Source organism: Actinomycetospora chibensis, from assembly GCF_028737215.1.
GTDB classification, from domain to species: Bacteria; Actinomycetota; Actinomycetes; order Mycobacteriales; family Pseudonocardiaceae; genus Actinomycetospora; species Actinomycetospora chibensis.
On the sequence record NZ_JAQZAM010000003.1, the window covers coordinates 63887 to 80204 of the forward strand.

15 protein-coding genes are annotated in these 16318 nt (G+C 73.8%); 14 read left to right on the forward strand and 1 reads right to left on the reverse strand.

Annotation, left to right across the window (positions count from 1 at the left end; translation table 11 throughout):
- The first annotated feature begins 27 nt into the window (after nt 1-27).
- The 6 genes from PH189_RS04960 (at nt 28) to ndk (ending at nt 4289) form a co-directional block, all read left to right on the forward strand.
- Nucleotides 28-1416, forward strand: a complete 1389-nt coding sequence (locus PH189_RS04960; protein WP_274187650.1) for an OFA family MFS transporter — start codon at nt 28-30, stop codon at nt 1414-1416.
- Complete coding sequence (locus PH189_RS30430; RefSeq protein ID WP_417281529.1) at nt 1413-1520, forward strand: MFS transporter small subunit; 108 nt, start codon at nt 1413-1415, stop codon at nt 1518-1520. The genes PH189_RS04960 and PH189_RS30430 overlap by 4 nt, the downstream gene beginning before the upstream one ends.
- An 84-nt stretch (nt 1521-1604) precedes the next feature.
- Entirely contained in the window at nt 1605-1880 is a 276-nt protein-coding gene (locus tag PH189_RS04965; RefSeq protein WP_274187651.1) for a DUF6457 domain-containing protein, read from the forward strand.
- 11 nt (nt 1881-1891) lie between these two features.
- Entirely contained in the window at nt 1892-3460 is a 1569-nt protein-coding gene (gene folC, locus PH189_RS04970) for a bifunctional tetrahydrofolate synthase/dihydrofolate synthase (protein ID WP_274187652.1), read from the forward strand.
- Nucleotides 3457-3831, forward strand: a complete 375-nt coding sequence (locus PH189_RS04975; RefSeq protein ID WP_274187653.1) for a DUF4233 domain-containing protein — start codon at nt 3457-3459, stop codon at nt 3829-3831. The genes folC and PH189_RS04975 overlap by 4 nt, the downstream gene beginning before the upstream one ends.
- A gap of 53 nt (nt 3832-3884) precedes the next feature.
- On the forward strand, nt 3885-4289 hold the full coding sequence (gene ndk / locus PH189_RS04980) for a nucleoside-diphosphate kinase (RefSeq protein WP_274187654.1): 405 nt from the start codon (nt 3885-3887) through the stop codon (nt 4287-4289).
- On the opposite strand, the gene PH189_RS04985 is transcribed toward ndk, so the two are convergent.
- Nucleotides 4270-5133: an alpha/beta fold hydrolase gene (locus PH189_RS04985; RefSeq protein WP_274187655.1), complete on the reverse strand. Its 864-nt coding sequence runs from the start codon at nt 5131-5133 to the stop codon at nt 4270-4272. The genes ndk and PH189_RS04985 overlap by 20 nt on opposite strands.
- 454 nt (nt 5134-5587) lie before the next feature.
- Between PH189_RS04985 and PH189_RS04990 the strand changes: the two genes are divergently transcribed.
- The 8 genes from PH189_RS04990 (at nt 5588) to proB (ending at nt 16056) form a co-directional block, all read left to right on the forward strand.
- Complete coding sequence (locus tag PH189_RS04990; RefSeq protein WP_274187656.1) at nt 5588-7552, forward strand: TIGR03960 family B12-binding radical SAM protein; 1965 nt, start codon at nt 5588-5590, stop codon at nt 7550-7552.
- A gap of 18 nt (nt 7553-7570) precedes the next feature.
- Complete coding sequence (locus PH189_RS04995) at nt 7571-8089, forward strand: GNAT family N-acetyltransferase (protein WP_274187657.1); 519 nt, start codon at nt 7571-7573, stop codon at nt 8087-8089.
- Nucleotides 8089-8889, forward strand: a complete 801-nt coding sequence (locus PH189_RS05000) for a TIGR03936 family radical SAM-associated protein (RefSeq protein WP_274187658.1) — start codon at nt 8089-8091, stop codon at nt 8887-8889. Before PH189_RS04995 ends, PH189_RS05000 begins: the two co-directional genes overlap by 1 nt.
- A gap of 198 nt (nt 8890-9087) precedes the next feature.
- Entirely contained in the window at nt 9088-12429 is a 3342-nt protein-coding gene (locus PH189_RS05005; RefSeq protein WP_274187659.1) for an Rne/Rng family ribonuclease, read from the forward strand.
- A gap of 176 nt (nt 12430-12605) precedes the next feature.
- Nucleotides 12606-12905, forward strand: a complete 300-nt coding sequence (gene rplU, locus PH189_RS05010) for a 50S ribosomal protein L21 (RefSeq protein WP_274187660.1) — start codon at nt 12606-12608, stop codon at nt 12903-12905.
- Between the two features lie 10 nt (nt 12906-12915).
- A complete protein-coding gene (gene rpmA, locus PH189_RS05015) occupies nt 12916-13185 on the forward strand; it encodes a 50S ribosomal protein L27 (RefSeq protein ID WP_274187661.1) in 270 nt (89 codons plus the stop codon).
- A 109-nt stretch (nt 13186-13294) separates the two neighbouring features.
- Entirely contained in the window at nt 13295-14800 is a 1506-nt protein-coding gene (obgE, locus tag PH189_RS05020) for a GTPase ObgE (protein WP_274187662.1), read from the forward strand.
- A complete protein-coding gene (gene proB, locus PH189_RS05025) occupies nt 14797-16056 on the forward strand; it encodes a glutamate 5-kinase (protein ID WP_274187663.1) in 1260 nt (419 codons plus the stop codon). The genes obgE and proB overlap by 4 nt, the downstream gene beginning before the upstream one ends.
- Nucleotides 16057-16318 lie beyond the last annotated feature (262 nt).

Here is a 16318-nt window from a genome sequence, read left to right on the forward strand (position 1 = left end):
CGGTGTCGTTGAAAAGGAGCCACATCCATGGCCGGCGGATTCTTCGACCGCTCCTCCATCGTCGCACCACCAGGATGGAGTCGCTGGCTCGTTCCCCCTGCCGCCCTCGCGGTCCACCTCGCGATCGGGCAGGCCTACGCGTGGAGCGTGCTCAAGGCGGGACTGGGCACCGGGCTGGGCCTCTCGGGCACCGCCACGGCCCTGCCCTTCCAGCTCGCCATCGTGATGCTCGGTCTCTCGGCCGCGTTCGGCGGCACGATGGTCGAGCGGCGGGGGCCGCGCTGGGCGATGTTCGTGTCCACCGTGTGCTTCTCCGCGGGCTTCCTGATCTCGGCGGGCGGCATCGCGATCGGCCAGTTCTGGCTGGTCGTCGTGGGCTACGGCTTCGTCGGTGGCATCGGTCTGGGCATCGGCTACATCTCGCCGGTCTCGACGCTGATCAAGTGGTTCGCCGACCGCCCGGGCATGGCCACCGGCATCGCGATCATGGGCTTCGGCGGCGGCGCGCTCATCGCGCAGCCGATCGAGAAGTCGCTCCTCGCCGCCTTCGGCACGACCCAGATGGGCCTGTCGCAGACGTTCCTCGTCATGGGGATCGGCTACGCGATCTTCATGTCGGTCGGCTGGCTGCTCGTGCGCGTCCCGGCCGACGACTGGCAGCCCCCGAACCCCCCGCAGGCCTCGCCCGGCGCCACCGGCTCCGGCCCCGCCGTCTCGGCCGCGCAGGCCATCAAGCTCCCGCAGTTCTGGTTCCTGTGGGTCGTGCTGTGCTTCAACGTCACCGCGGGCATCGGCATCCTCGAGAAGGCCCAGCCGATCTACCAGGACTTCTTCGCCAACAGCGGCCCGGCGCCGCTCATCGCCGCGGCGGCCGGCGCGTTCGTGTCGATCCTGTCGCTGTCGAACATGCTCGGCCGGTTCGTCTGGTCGTCGGCCTCCGACGTCATCGGCCGCAAGAACATCTACCGGATGTACCTCGGGGTGGGGGCGCTGCTCTACCTCGTGATCCTGCTGTTCGGCGAGGGCAACAAGGTGGTCTTCCTGATCGCCTCGATGCTGATCCTGTCGTTCTACGGCGCCGGTTTCGCCACGGTGCCCGCATACCTCAAGGACCTCTTCGGCACCTACCAGGTCGGCGCCATCCACGGCCGCCTGCTGACCGCATGGTCGGCGGCGGGCGTGCTCGGCCCGCTGATCGTCAACGCTGTCGTCGAGGCCCAGGGCGACGTCGCGGGCCCGTCGAAGTACACGGTGTCCTTCACGATCATGATCGTGCTGCTGGCCATCGGCTTCGTCGCCAACGAGCTCATCCGTCCCGTCGACCCGAAGTACTTCGTGCCCGACTCCGAGCGCGGCGGCGTCGAGGACGCCGCGGTGTCCGGGTCCGGCTCCGACCGCCAGGAGGTGTCCCGATGACCGCTGGACGCACCGTGCTCACCGTCGTCGTGTGGCTCTGGGTCGTGATCCCGTTCCTGTACGGCGTGTACTCGCTCCTGCAGAACGTCGGCGCCCTCTTCTGAGGATCCTCCAAGACGGAGCGGCCGTCAGCGCTCGTTCCTCGCGCTGCCGACCGACCGTCGGAGGGTTGCGCGACACTCGGGGGCATGAGCACCCTCTCCGACTGGATCGACGAGGTCGTCCGCGAGCTCGGCATCGAGGAGCTCGGGGAGCTGGTCGACCCCGAGGTCGTCCAGCCCCTCGTGCTCGACATGACGAAGGACGTCGCCCACGGCGTCGCGCGGCCCGCCGCCCCGATCTCCGCCTACCTGCTCGGCCTCGCGGTCGGGCGGGCGGCGGGGTCGGGCCCCGGGGAGCAGGAGCTCGCCCGGGGCTTCGCCGACCGCCTGGCGGCGCGGGCCCGTGGTGACGACCAGCCGTAGCATCGTGGGTGATGACCAGCGACGACCGATGGGGCTCCGTCTCCTCCGACCAGGACGCAGCCGGTGACGGCGACGCCGACGAGCTCGCCCAGATCCTCGCCATGGCCGGTGGTGCGGACGACTCCGGCTCCGGCCCGGGCGGGGGCGCGCTCGCCGACGCGCTGAGCCAGGGCGTCACCACCGGGCCCACCGGCGACGTGCCCGGCCACGAACCCGACGACGCCGAGTCGCTCGCGGCGCTGCGCGCCGTCGAGGCCGAGCTCGACGAGCGCTGGCCCGAGACCAGGATCGCCCCGTCCCTGGAGCGGATCCGGGCGCTCGTCGAGGTGCTGGGCGACCCGCAGCGCTCCTACCCGGCGATCCACGTCGCCGGCACCAACGGCAAGAGCTCGGTCACCCGGATGATCGACGCGCTGCTCACCCGCATCGGTCCGCGCACCGGGCGCTACACGAGCCCCCATCTGCAGCGGGCCACCGAGCGGATCGCGATCGACGGCGCCCCGATCAGCGCGCGCCGCTACGTCGAGATCTACCAGGAGATCGCGCCCTTCCTCGGCATCGTCGACCGGGCCCAGGGTGACGGCCCGCGGCTCTCGAAGTTCGAGGTGCTCACCGGAATGGCGTTCGCGGCCTTCGCCGACGCCCCGGTGGACGTCGCCGTGCTCGAGGTCGGGCTCGGCGGGAGCTGGGACGCCACGAACGTGGCCGACGCCGTGGTCGCCGCGATCACCCCGGTGGACGTCGACCACGTCGCCTACCTCGGCTCGGACATCGCCGGGATCGCCGCCGAGAAGGCCGGCGTCATCAAGCCGGGCGCCGTCGCGCTGATGGCCCAGCAGACTCCCGAGGCCGCCAAGGTGCTGCTCGAGCGCGCGGTGGAGGTCGAGGCCGAGGTCGCGCGCTCCGGGATGGAGTTCGGCGTGCTGGCGCGCGAGATCGCCGTCGGCGGGCAGCAGCTGCGCCTGCAGGGCCTCGGCGGCGAGTACGACGACATCTACCTCCCGCTCTTCGGCGAGCACCAGGCGGCGAACGCGTCGCTGGCGCTCGCGTCGGTGGAGGCGTTCTTCGGGGCCGGCGCGTCGCGCAAGCTCGACATCACCGCCGTGCGCGAGGCCTTCGCCTCGGTGCGCGTGCCGGGGCGGATGGAGCGCCTGCGCTCGGCGCCCACGGTCGTCGTCGACGCCGCCCACAACCCGCACGGGGCGCGCGCGTCGGCGAAGGCGGTGCGCGAGGAGTTCTCCTTCCGCCGCCTCATCGGGGTCGTCGCCGTGATGGGCGACAAGGACGCCGAGGGCATCCTCACGGCCCTGGAGCCGGTGCTCGACGAGGTCGTCGTCACCCAGGTGTCGTCGCCGCGGGCCATGGACGCCGACGAGCTCGGGAGCCTGGCGGTCGGGTTCTTCGGCGCCGACCGCGTCGTCGTCGAGACCCGCATGGACGCCGCGCTGGAGACCGCGATCGGGCTCGCCGAGGAGACCGACGACGACGAGGCGCCGATGGCGGGCGCGGGGGTGCTGGTCGTCGGGTCGGTGGTCGCCGCGGGCGAGGCCCGGACGCTGCTGGGGCGGGAGCCGGCATGACCGAGCTCGCACCGGGCGAGGCCGCGAAGAAGGCCTTCCGCGGCCCGGCCAGCGCGGCCCTGAGCCTCGAGATCGTCATCGTCCCGCTCGCCCTGCTCGTGATGGACAAGGTCGAGGGCGGCCTGACGCCCGCGAAGATCGCCTGGGTGGTCGTGCTGACCGTCGGGATGATCGTCGCGATTGCCAGGTTCTCGCGGCCGTGGGGGCTGCCCCTGGCCCTGGGCCTGCAGGTGCTGATGGCGCTGGGCTGGATCGTCTCGCCGGCGCTCGGCATCCTCGGCCTGGTGTTCTGCCTCGTGTGGGCCGGGATGCTGTGGATGCGGCACGAGGTGCTGCGTCGCCACGCGCTCTGGGCCGACCGGGACGCCTGAGGGCGGCTCGTTACGCTCGCGCACCGGTAGGTGTCCACGAGAGAGGATCCGTAGTGAGCGAGCGCACCCTGGTGCTGGTCAAGCCCGACGGCGTGGAGCGTGGCCTGGTCGGGGAGGTCGTGTCGCGCATCGAGCGCAAGGGCCTGCGCCTCGTGTCGCTGGAGCTCAAGACCGTCGACCGCGGCCTCGCCGAGCAGCACTACGCCGAGCACGAGGGCAAGGGCTTCTACGAGGAGCTGATCTCCTTCATCACCTCGGCGCCGGTCGCCGCCCTGGTCGTCGAGGGCCCGCGGGCCATCGCGGCGTTCCGGCAGATCGCCGGCGGCACCGACCCCGTCGAGAAGGCCGCCCCCGGCTCGATCCGCGGTGACCTCGCCCTGGAGACCGGGTCGAACATCGTGCACGGCTCGGACTCGCCCGAGTCCGCCGAGCGCGAGATCAAGCTCTGGTTCGGGTAGCGATCCGCTCGATCCCGTCGAGCACGACGGGCCAGGAGGACCGGGCGAGGTCGTGACCCATGCCCGGGACCTCCAGCAGTTCCGACCCCGGGATCGCGGCCGCGGTCGCCCGCCCTCCGTCCGGGCGGATGACCCGGTCGCGGTCCCCGTGGATCACCAGCGCCGGGCAGGTGAGGCGGCCGAGGTCGGCGGTGCGGTTGCGCTCGCCGACGCAGGCCGCGAGCTGGCGTGACCCGCCGTCGCCGGTCTCCCGCGCGGACGCCCGGCGGGCGGTGACACGCACGTCCTCGTCGTCCTCGGGGGTCCGGCCGACCGAGCCGATGCGGCGGAACGACGCCACCAGCCCCTCGACGGGATCGGCGGCGGGCGGGCGCAGGAACTCCGGGAGCATCCGCGGCGCGACCCGCCCGGTGCGCCCGTCGCCGGGCCGGCCCATGATCGAGGTCAGCGAGAGCGTTCGCCCCGGGTGCCGGATCGCGATCTCCTGGGCCACCATCGCGCCGAGGCTGGCGCCGACGACGTGCGCGCCGTCCGGGGCGACGTGCGCGAGCAGGCCTGCGGCGTCGTCGGCCATGTCGCCGAGCGTGTAGACGGGGGTGGCCCGGCGCGTCAGGAAGCCCCAGGGCCCGATGCCGCGTCCGTGCAGGTGCGTCGAGCGGCCCACGTCCCGGTTGTCGAACCGCACGACCCGGAAGCCGCGGTCGACCAGCCCCCGACAGAAGTCGTCCCGCCACCAGTCCATCGAGAGTCCGAGACCCATGACGAGCAGGACCGTCGGGTCCTCCTCCTCACCGATGACCTCGAAGCAGAGCTGGATGTCGCCGACCGCCGCGAACTCCTCCACGCCGCGATCTTCGGTCGCGGGAGGGTGTCAGTTCGCCGACGGTGAGCACATCGTGATCAATTGCCGTCGGCGACCATGATGAGCGCACGGTCGGCGTTCGAGGGAGTCGTGGAGGGGGCTTCTGCGTCGAACCCCGTGTGGACGACGGCAGACCCTTCCGGGGATCGGACGCGGTCCGTGCGGGACGTGTGACCTGGGGCGTGCTGACCGGGCCGGGTTTCCGACGGGTCGGGTCCGACACGTACGTGACGGCGGGTGTGCCGGACGACGCGCGCAGACGGGGTGCGGGTGACGACGCCTCTGAGGACCGCGTTCGACCTCGCGACCAGGACCAGGCTCGTGGACGCCGTCGTCGCGGCCGACGGGCCGGGTCGGCACGGCGGGTTGAGTGAGGCACTGCTCGCCCGAACGGCGGGTGATCGGGGCCCGGCGGGGTTCTCGTTACCCTGGGTCCGTGGCCGAATCCGTGTTCGAGAGCCTGGAACCGCTGCTGCCCCGGGTGAAGAAGCCGGTGCAGTACGTCGGCGGCGAGCGCAACGCGGGGACCAAGCCGTGGGACGCGGTGCCGGTCCACTGGGCGCTGTGCTACCCCGACGCCTACGAGGTCGGGCTGCCCAACCAGGGCCTGATGATCCTCTACGAGGTGCTCAACGAGCGGGACGACGCCCTCGCCGAGCGCACGTACGCCGTGTGGCCGGACCTCGCCGCGCTGATGCGCGAGCACGGGGTCCCGCAGTTCACCGTCGACGGGCACCGCCCCGTGGGCGCGTTCGACGTGCTGGGCATCAGCTTCGCCACCGAGCTCGGCTACACGAACATGCTCTCGATCCTCGACCTCGCCGGGATCCCGCTGCACGCCGCCGACCGGGACACGACTCACCCGATCGTGCTGGCCGGCGGGCACGCGGCGTTCAACCCGGAGCCGATCGCCGACTTCGTCGACATCGTGGCCCTGGGCGACGGCGAGGAGGTCGTCGGCGAGATCACCGAGGTCGTGAAGGCGGCCAAGGCCGAGAGCCTCACCCGCCACGAGACCCTCGAGCGCCTCGCCGGGGTCCCGGGCGTCTACGTCCCCGGCCTCTACGACGTCCGCTACGGCGACGACGGGACGATCGCCGCGGTCACCCCGACCAGCGCGCACGCCCCCGAGCGCGTCCACAAGCGCACCACCAGCGACCTCGACGACTGGCCGTACCCGAAGGCCCCGCTCGTCCCGATGGCCGAGACCGTCCACGAGCGGATGAGCGTCGAGATCTTCCGCGGCTGCACCCGCGGCTGCCGCTTCTGCCAGGCCGGCATGATCACCCGGCCGGTCCGGGAGCGCTCGCCGCAGGGCGTCGGCGAGATGGTCGAGAAGGGTCTGCAGAACTCGGGCTACCACGAGGTCGGCCTGCTCTCGCTCTCGAGCGCCGACCACTCCGGCATCGGCACGATCGCCAAGGACCTCGCCGACCGCTACGAGGGCACCGGCACGGGTCTCTCGCTCCCGAGTACGCGCGTCGACGCGTTCAACGTGACGCTCGCCGAGGAGCTCACCCGCAGCGGCCGCCGGTCCGGCCTGACGTTCGCGCCCGAGGGCGGGTCCGAGCGTCTGCGCAAGGTGATCAACAAGATGGTCTCCGAGGAGGAGCTCATCGCCACGGTCTCCACCGCCTACGAGCACGGCTGGCGGCAGGTGAAGCTGTACTTCATGTGCGGTCTGCCCACCGAGACCGACGAGGACGTGCTGCAGATCGCGTCGATGGCCCACGAGGTCATCCGGGCCGGACGCAAGGCCGCCGGCCGGGGCGACGTCCGGGCGACGGTGTCGATCGGCGCGTTCGTCCCCAAGCCGCACACGCCGTTCCAGTGGGCGGCCCAGACCGCGCCCGACGTCGTCGACAACCGGCTGCGCAAGCTGCGCGAGGCGATCAACAGTGACCGCTCGCTGGGCCGCAACATCGGGCTGCGCTACCACGACGGCCAGCCCAGCCTCATCGAAGGCCTGCTCAGCCGGGGTGACCGGCGGATCGGGCGGGTCATCGAGCGGGCGTGGCGAGACGGCCAGCAGTTCGACGGCTGGAGCGAGCACTTCTCGTTCGAGCGCTGGGTCACCGCGGCCGAGGAGGCGCTCGAGGGCGTCGACCTGGGCTGGTTCACCACCCGCGAGCGCGGCGCCGACGAGATCCTGCCCTGGGACCACCTCGACTCCGGGCTCGACCGGGGCTGGCTGTGGGACGACTGGCAGGACGCGCTGAACTCCGAGGAGCAGGACGACTGCCGCTGGACGCCGTGCTTCGACTGCGGCGTGTGCCCGACGATGGGGACCGAGATCCAGATCGCGCCCCCGGGCCGGCCGTCGCTGCCGATCACGCCCGTCGAGCAGCGCAGGTCGACGCCGGTGCGCAACCCCGCGCTCGCGGCCGACCGCGGGGTCTGACCGCGTGGCAGGACACCGGTGAGCGAGCGGCCGGAGGCGCCGGAGGTGCGCGTGCGACGGGCGGGTGCCCCGGACGGCGACGCCGTCGCCGCCCTGCGCCGGGCCTGGGTCGAGCAGCGTGGCCGCGCCCGGCCCGGCGCCGACCCGGGCTTCGAGCACGTGTTCGCGACGTGGTGGCGCGCGGAGCTCTCGCACCACGCGGTGTGGGTGGCGGAGGTGCCGTCCGGCGGTGCGTGGGACGTCGTCGGCTCCCTCGACGTCGCCGAGGTGGCCGCCATGCCCGCGCCCGGGCGGCCGGGGGAGCGCTGGGGCTACGTGGGCAGCCTCGTCGCCCTGGGTGCCGCGCCGCGCGGGGTGCCGCGCCGGCTCCTGAGCGCCGCCGTGGCCCACGCCCGCGACCGCGGGCTCGCGCGGCTCGTGCTGCGTCCGTCCCCGGCCGGGACGGCCTTCTACCGTGCGGCCGGGTTCAGCCCGGCCGGTGACGAGATCGTGGTCCTCCCGACCGGGGGACACCGACCGACCGGAGGGACGGCCTGATGGCGACCCGCACGACGAAGGCAGGCGAGGCGGCGCACCCCTCGGCGCCGATCGTGGAGAAGCTCCGGATGCGCTACGCGAAGCGGGGCCGCGCGCGGTTCAGCTCACACCGCGACATCGCCCGCACCATGGAGTGGACGCTGCGGCGCGCCGGGGTGCCGGTGGCCCTGTCGCACGGCTTCAGCCCACATCCGAGGCTCTCCTGGATCGGCGCGGCGCCCACCGGCGCGGCGAGCGATGCCGAGTACGTCGAGATCGGTGTGACGGAGCACCTCGACCCGCTGGTGGTCGCCCGCGAGGTGGACGCCGTGCTGCCCGAGGGGCTCTCGGTGATCGAGGTCGTACCCGCCTCACCCGGGGCGCTCGCCGACCGGATCGACGCGAGCCACTGGGAGATCGAGACCCCGGGCGTCCCCGACGAGCTGCTCGCCCCGGCCCTGGCCGCGTTCCACGCCGCCGACGAGGTCATCGTGGAGCGCCTCACCAAGAACGGTCCGAAGCCGCTGGATGTGCGAACGGCCGTCGCCGAACTGCGGCTCACGCTCACCCGGACGGACGAACCGGAGGCGCCGGAGCGGGAGGACCATGCACGAGCGGCGACGTGTGGGAGACTGACGGCGGTCGTACGGCACACCACGCCGGCCGCACGACCCGACGACGTGTGCGGTGCCCTCCGCGCCGTCGCCGGCCTCGAGTTCCCGGAACCCGTCAGGGCCACCCGGAGGGCTCAGGGTCGGCTCGACGAGCGCGGGGAGCTGATCGACCCGTTCGCGACGGACCGCGCGGCACCTACCGCGTAGCCCCGCGGAAGGTCCCCGGTCGGCCGCGGTGCACACACATCGCCGAACCGCACGGATCGACGGCACCCGGGCCCACCGGCTCGACCCGCCGAATCGTGCCGCAGTCGGTGGCCGTCCCCTGCGGCCGCCACGGCGAGCCCACGCGAGGTCCCCGTGTGGCCGCGACCCCCAGGTCGCGCCCGGGGGCGAAGGAGATGGATGACCGAGACCGACACCCCGTCCGGCGGTAGCACCGCCGCGGGGGATGCCGTCGCACCCGGACGCCCCGACGAGCAGGCCCTGGCCGCGCTCCCGGACAAGGTCCGCGTGCACGCCCTCGCCCGTGTGGTGGGCACCTCGAGCCGCGAGCTCCTCGCCGTGCTCGCCCGGATCGGCGTGGGGGCGCGCAGCGCGCAGTCCAGCGTCGACCGAGGCGTCGTGGCGCAGGTGATCGACGACCTGTTCCCGCCGCCCGGCGGTCCGGTCGCCGACCCGGTCGCCGAGGCCGCCGCGGCCCTGACGCCCTCGCCCGCCGAGGAGGCGAGCGAGCCGGAGGCCCCGCTCACCCTGGGCGCCGGCACTCCGACCGCCGGCGCGGCGGCCAGCGCCCCGGCCTTCGCGGCACCGATGTTCCTGGCGCCCGACTCGACCTCCGAGGACGCCGTCCCGACGCGAGCCCGGCGCCGTCGCGGCAGCCGCTCCACCGGCGTCGTCACCCCCGGTGAGTCCACCGAGACCGAGACCACGGGGGACCACACCCCGACCTCGCCGGACGAGGAGACTCCCGCCGCCGCGCCGGAGGACTCCGGTGAGTCCACGGCCGACACGGGAGGGTCCTCGCGCCGCCGCCGGCGTCGCTCGGGGGCCGACGAGGCCCCCGACGCGCCCGAGACGTCCGACGCCACGGACCCGTCGGAGTCCTCCGACTCCTCGGACACCTCCGATCCAGCCGACTCCTCCGACTCCGACGACGACGATGACGACGGCAGCCGCCGGCGCCGCCGTCGCGGGCGCCGCGGCCGCGGGCGCGGTCGGGGCGGTGCCGACGACGCCGAGTCCGGCGACGGCACCTCCGACGGCGACGCCGAGGCGGGCACGGACTCCTCCGAGAAGTCGGAGTCGGATTCCGGCGCCGGCTCCGGTGAGGGCGACGACGACGACGCCGAGGACTCCGACTCCGGCGAGTCCGAGGACTCCGACGGCTCGTCGGGCGGCTCGCGCCGCCGGCGCCGGCGGCGTCGCCGGTCCTCGGAGGGCGACGGCGACGGCGAGGTCGAGGACCCGCCGAACACCGTCACCCACGTCCGCGACCGCGTCGAGCGGCCCGAGGGCGGCAAGTCCTCGAACGACGAGATCCGCGGGGTCAAGGGATCGACGCGGCTCGAGGCCAAGCGCCAGCGGCGCCGCGACGGGCGCGAGTCCGGTCGCCGGCGGCCGTCGATCCTCTCCGAGTCCGAGTTCCTCGCCCGGCGCGAAGCCGTCGAGCGCACGATGGTCGTGCGCCAGCACGCCGGCCGCAGCCAGATCGGGGTGCTCGAGGACGGCGTGCTCGTCGAGCACTTCGTCGCGGGCGACGGCCAGAACTCGATGGTCGGCAACGTCTACCTCGGCCGGGTGCAGAACGTGCTCCCGTCGATGGAGGCCGCGTTCGTCGACATCGGCCGCGGGCGCAACGCCGTCCTGTACGCCGGTGAGGTCAACTGGGACGCCTCCGGGCTCGAGGGCAAGCAGCGCAAGATCGAGCAGGCGCTGTCCTCGGGCGACCAGGTGCTCGTCCAGGTCACCAAGGACCCGGTGGGCCACAAGGGCGCGCGCCTGACCACCCAGATCAGCCTGCCCGGCCGCTTCCTGGTGTACGTCCCCGCCGGCGGCGCCACCGGGATCAGCCGCAAGCTGCCCGACACCGAGCGCAAGCGCCTCAAGGAGATCCTCAAGCGGATCGTCCCCGACGAGTCGGGCGTGATCATCCGGACCGCCGCCGAGGGCGTCAGCGAGGAGGACCTGGAGCGCGACGTCCGGCGTCTCACCGCGCAGTGGGAGGCCATCGACAAGTCGGCCTCCGACGCGGGCACCAAGAACTCGAAGGGCCCGACCCTCGTCTACGAGGAGCCTGACCTCCTCATCCGTGTCGTGCGCGACATGTTCAACGAGGACTTCTCCTCGCTCGTCGTCTCCGGCGAGCGGGCGTGGGAGACGCTGGAGGGCTACGTGTCGCACGTGGCCCCGGAACTCGCGGGGCGCCTGACGCGTCACGTCGGACCTGAGGACGTGTTCGCCGCGTACCGGATCGACGAGCAGCTGATCAAGGCGCTCGACCGCAAGGTGTGGCTGCCCTCGGGCGGCACGCTGGTCATCGACCGCACCGAGGCGATGACGGTCGTCGACGTCAACACCGGCAAGTTCACCGGCTCCGGGGGCAACCTCGAGGAGACGGTGACCCGCAACAACCTCGAGGCCGCCGAGGAGATCGTCCGCCAGCTCCGGCTGCGCGACATCGGCGGCATGATCGTCATCGACTTCATCGACATGGTGCTGGAGTCGAACCGCGACCTCGTGCTGCGGCGCCTCACCGAGTGCCTGGGCCGCGACCGCACCCGCCACCAGGTCTCCGAGGTCACCTCGCTCGGCCTGGTGCAGATGACCCGCAAGCGCGTCGGGCAGGGCCTGCTCGACGAGTTCTCGACCACCTGTGAGCACTGCCGCGGCCGCGGCGTCATCGTCTCGTCCGAGCCCGTCATCGGCCACGAGCAGGGCGGCGGCAACGGCGGGGGCACCGGCGGGGGCAACGGCGGCGAGAAGGCCGGCTCCGCGGAGAAGAACGGTTCGGGCGAGAAGAACGGTTCGGGCGAGAAGGCCGCGAGCGGCACCGGCGGGGGCTCGTCCTCGCGCCGGGGTCGTCGCGGGCGCCGGGCCGAGCGTTCCGAGGGCGCCTCGCCGGCCGTCGTCGCCGCGGCCAGCGGGCTCGCCGCCGGCCGGGACGACGACGCCGACGAGGTCGACGCCGACGAGTCGGGCACCGAGGCCGTCGCCACCGTCGAGGCCGTCGACACCTCCGACTCGGGGACCGCCGAGAGCCCCGAGACGGCCGCGGTGCCCGTAGAGGGCGCCGAGGAGACCGAGGTGGCCCTCGAGGCCGGGCTGGCCGAGGCGAGCCCGGGCGCGGGGAGCGTCGAGGAGACCGACGAGGCGCCCGCCGAGGCGGACGTCCCGGCGGCGGCGGAGACCGAGGAGGTCGAGGAGGCGATCCACGAGGCCGTCGAGGCCGAGGTCGCCCTGGAGGCCGACCTCGCCGAGCACGTGCCGGGGGGCAACGGGACGACCCCAGAGCCCGCCACCTCGTCCGCGCCGCGCATCACGGGTGCCATCGGGGCCGCGACCGGCAACGGGAACGGCCACGGGGGCGACACCCTCATCACCCCGGCCGGGAGCCCGGCGGAGCCCGAGGACGACACGACGCCCGAGCCCGCGGTGGTCCCCACCGGGAGCGGCTCGGCGCGACCGCGTCGACGCCGGGCGGCGTCCCGTCCGGCCGGTCCGCCGGTCGGCGGATCGAGCGACTGAGCACCACCCGCGGACGGTCGGCCCCACCCGGGGTCCGACCCGCGGAGGCCGGGCGGGTACCCTAGGAGATCGGTGCCCGCCGGGTCGCTGCCCGCGGCACCGGCGCGCCGCGCCCGCCCCGCACGGGACGCGCGCCGGGACCGGAACCCCACGCCAGACAGGAGTCCACGCGGAAGATGTACGCGATCGTGAAGACCGGCGGCAAGCAGTACAAGGTCGCGGTCGGCGACGTCATCGACGTGGAGCTCCTCGACGGTGACACCGTGGACCTCCAGCCGGTCCTGCTCGTCGACGGCAGCACCGTCCTCAGCTCGGCGTCCGACCTCGAGAAGGTCAGTATCTCCGGCAGCATCGTCGGAGAGCACAAGGGCCCCAAGATCAAGATCATGAAGTACAAGAACAAGACCGGGTACAAGCGGCGCGTCGGCCACCGCCAGCGCTACAGCCGCCTCGAGGTCACCGACATCTCGAAGTAAGGGAGCAGGAATGGCTCACAAGAAGGGTGCGTCCAGCTCCCGCAACGGTCGCGACTCGAACGCCCAGATGCTCGGCGTCAAGCGCTTCGGCGGCCAGGTCGTCAAGGCCGGCGAGATCCTCGTCCGCCAGCGCGGCACCAAGTTCCACCCGGGCGTCGGTGTCGGCCGGGGCGGCGACGACACGCTGTTCGCCCTGGTCCCGGGCTCCGTCACCTTCGGGACGAAGCGCGGCCGCAAGAACGTCAACATCGTGCCGGTGGAAGAGACCGCCTCCGCCTGAGCACCACGCAGCAGCAGTACCGTCAGGGGTGGGTCCGGGACTCTCGGACCCGCCCCTTTCGTTCGTCTCCACCCCTGCTCTCGAACTCCGGAAGGACACCGCACACCCGATGGCCCGGTTCGTCGACCAGGTGACGCTGCACGTCACGGCGGGGAGCGGCGGCCACGGGTGCGCGTCGATCCGCAGGGAGAAGTTCGTGCCCCTCGGTGGGCCGGACGGCGGCAACGGCGGGCGCGGCGGGGACGTGGTGCTGGTGGTCGATCCCGGCGTCCACACGCTGCTCGACTTCCACCACCGGCCCCACGCGGTGGCCGGCAACGGGAAGCCGGGGATGGGGAGCTTCCGCCACGGCGCCAACGCCGAGGACATCGAGCTCGCCGTGCCCGAGGGGACGGTCGTGCTCGACACCGACGGCGAGGTGGTCGGCGACCTCACCGGCATCGGCACCCGGCTCGTCGCGGTCCGCGGCGGTCGCGGGGGGCTCGGAAACGCCGCCCTGGCCGGGCCGTCGCGCAAGGCCCCGGGCTTCGCGCTGCTCGGTGAGCCGGGGGAGTCGCGCGACCTCGTGCTCGAGCTGCGCTCGATGGCCGACGTCGGGCTGGTGGGCTACCCGAGCGCGGGCAAGTCGTCGCTGGTCAGCGCCATCAGCGCGGCCAAGCCGAAGATCGCCGACTACCCGTTCACGACGCTGGCGCCCAACCTCGGGGTCGTCTCGGCCGGCGGCAGCACCTACACGGTCGCCGACGTTCCCGGCCTCATCCCCGGCGCGAGCGAGGGCAAGGGTCTCGGGCTGGACTTCCTGCGCCACATCGAGCGCTGCTCGGTGCTCGTGCACGTCGTGGACTGCGCGACGTTCGAGCCCGAGCGCGACCCGGTGTCCGACATCCGCGCGCTCGAGGCGGAGCTTGCGGCGTACACCCCGGCCCTGGGCACCGACCTCGCCGCGCGTCCCCGGATCGTCGCCCTCAACAAGATCGACGTGCCGGATGCCGCCGACCTCGCCGAGATGGTGCGCGGGGAGGTCGCCGAGTTCGGCTGGCCGGTCGTGGAGATCTCCACCGCGAGCCGCGCCGGCCTGCAGGAGCTCGCCTACAAGATGGCCGCGGCCGTCGACGAGGCCCGCGCCACCGCCGCCCCCTCGACCGCCCCGCGCGTCGTCCTGCGCCCCACGGCCGTCGACGACACCGGCTTCACCGTCGGTCGCGACCCCGAGGAGGGGTTCCTCGTCCGGGGCGAGAAGCCCGAGCGCTGGGTGCGGCAGACCGACTTCACCAACGACGAAGCCGTCGGCTACCTCGCGGACCGGCTCGCCCGCCTCGGGGTCGAGGAGGCCCTCGCCGAGGCCGGGGCGGTGCCCGGTGACATGGTGACGATCGGCATCAACACCTTCGACTGGGAGCCCTCGACCCCGGCCGGCGTGGCGGCGATGCGCGGCAACCGCGGCACCGACCCCCGCCTGGAGGGCATCGACAACGTCGACCGGGCGTCCGCGGCCGAGCGCCGCGCGGCCCGCGACGAGCGCCGCCGCCACCGCGACGACGACGAGCTCGGCATCGCGCCGTGGCACGAGGACTACGAGGACGTGCCGGCCGATCTCCGCGGCGACGATCGATGACTGCCCGCGAGGCCGTCGCCGGGGCGCGGCGGCTGGTGGTGAAGATCGGGTCGACGTCGCTGACGTCGGTCGACGGCGGGCTCGACGTGGGGCGCCTCGACGCGCTCGTCGACGCCGTGGCCGCCCGGGCGGCCGGCACCCAGGTCGTGCTCGTGTCGTCCGGGGCGATCGCGGCGGGTCTACGACCGCTCGGTCTGCCGCGCCGGCCCCGGGACCTCGCGACGCAGCAGGCGGCCGCGGGCGTCGGGCAGCTGCACCTCACCCGCGCCTACGCCGACGCGTTCGCCCGCCACGGGCGCACCGTGGGCCAGGTCCTGCTCACCTCCCACGACGTCGTGCGGCGCCAGCCCTACCGCAACGCCCAGCGCACCTTCGAGCGCCTGCTCGGACTCGGTGTCGTCCCGGTGGTCAACGAGAACGACACCGTGGCCACCGACGAGATCCGCTTCGGGGACAACGACCGGCTGGCCGCGCTGGTGGCCCACGTGATCTCGGCCGACGCGTTGGTGCTGCTCAGCGACGTCGCCGGGGTCTACGACGCCGACCCGCGCGACCCCGGGGCCACGCTGGTCCGGGAGGTCACGGGCGGCGCCGACCTCGCCGGCGTGCGCGTCGGCAGGACCTCCTCGCTGGGCACCGGCGGGATGGCCTCCAAGCTCGCCGCGGCGGACCTCGCCAGCGGCGCCGGGGTGCCCGTCCTCGTGGCCGCGGCCGCCGACGCCCCGGCCGCGCTCGACGGCGCCGAGGTCGGGACGGTGTTCGCGCCGCACGGTCCGCGGCTGTCGGCCCGCCGCTTCTGGCTGCGTCACATGGCCGGCACGCGCGGGCGGTTGCACCTCGACGCCGGCGCGGTGAAGGCCGTGGTGGGGCGCCGTCGCTCCCTGCTCGCGGCCGGGATCGTGGGCTCCGACGGCGACTTCGAGGCGGGTGATGTCGTCGATCTCGTCGACCCGCACGGGGAGGTCGTCGCCCGTGGGGTCGTCGCCTTCGACGCCGAGGAGCTCCCGGAGATCTCCGGGCGGTCCAGCGAGGACGTGGCGCCCGAGCACCGGCGGGAGGTCGTGCACGCCGACGACCTGGTGCCGGTCGGCTCGACGATCTCGGGCCCCGGGCGCGGCGCGACCGATCCCGGGGCACCGGGTCCCACGGCCAACGGTCCCGCGGGCACGGATCCCGCGGCCACTCGTCCCGCCGCCGATCCTGCGGCCACCGACCCCGCCGCCGATCCGGCGGCGGCCACCAGCCCCTCGAGCTGACGCGTTCCCGACGCGGCCCGGCGGCCGCAGGGTGTCAGAAGGGCGGCGGTTCGTCGGCGGCGTGCATCACCGGCGGGGTCGCGGGTCTGTCGGTGGTCGTGAGCGTGCCCGTCCTGCGGAGGAACCGCTGCCGCCAGCCGGGCTCCTCCTCGGTCCAGCCCTCCTCCGGCAGGGGCCGAGGGCCGGACGGACGGTCGAGGCGGGGGGAGCGGCTCGAGGATCCTCGTGGGCAGGGTCGTGTGGTGGACGCCGGCGCGGGTGC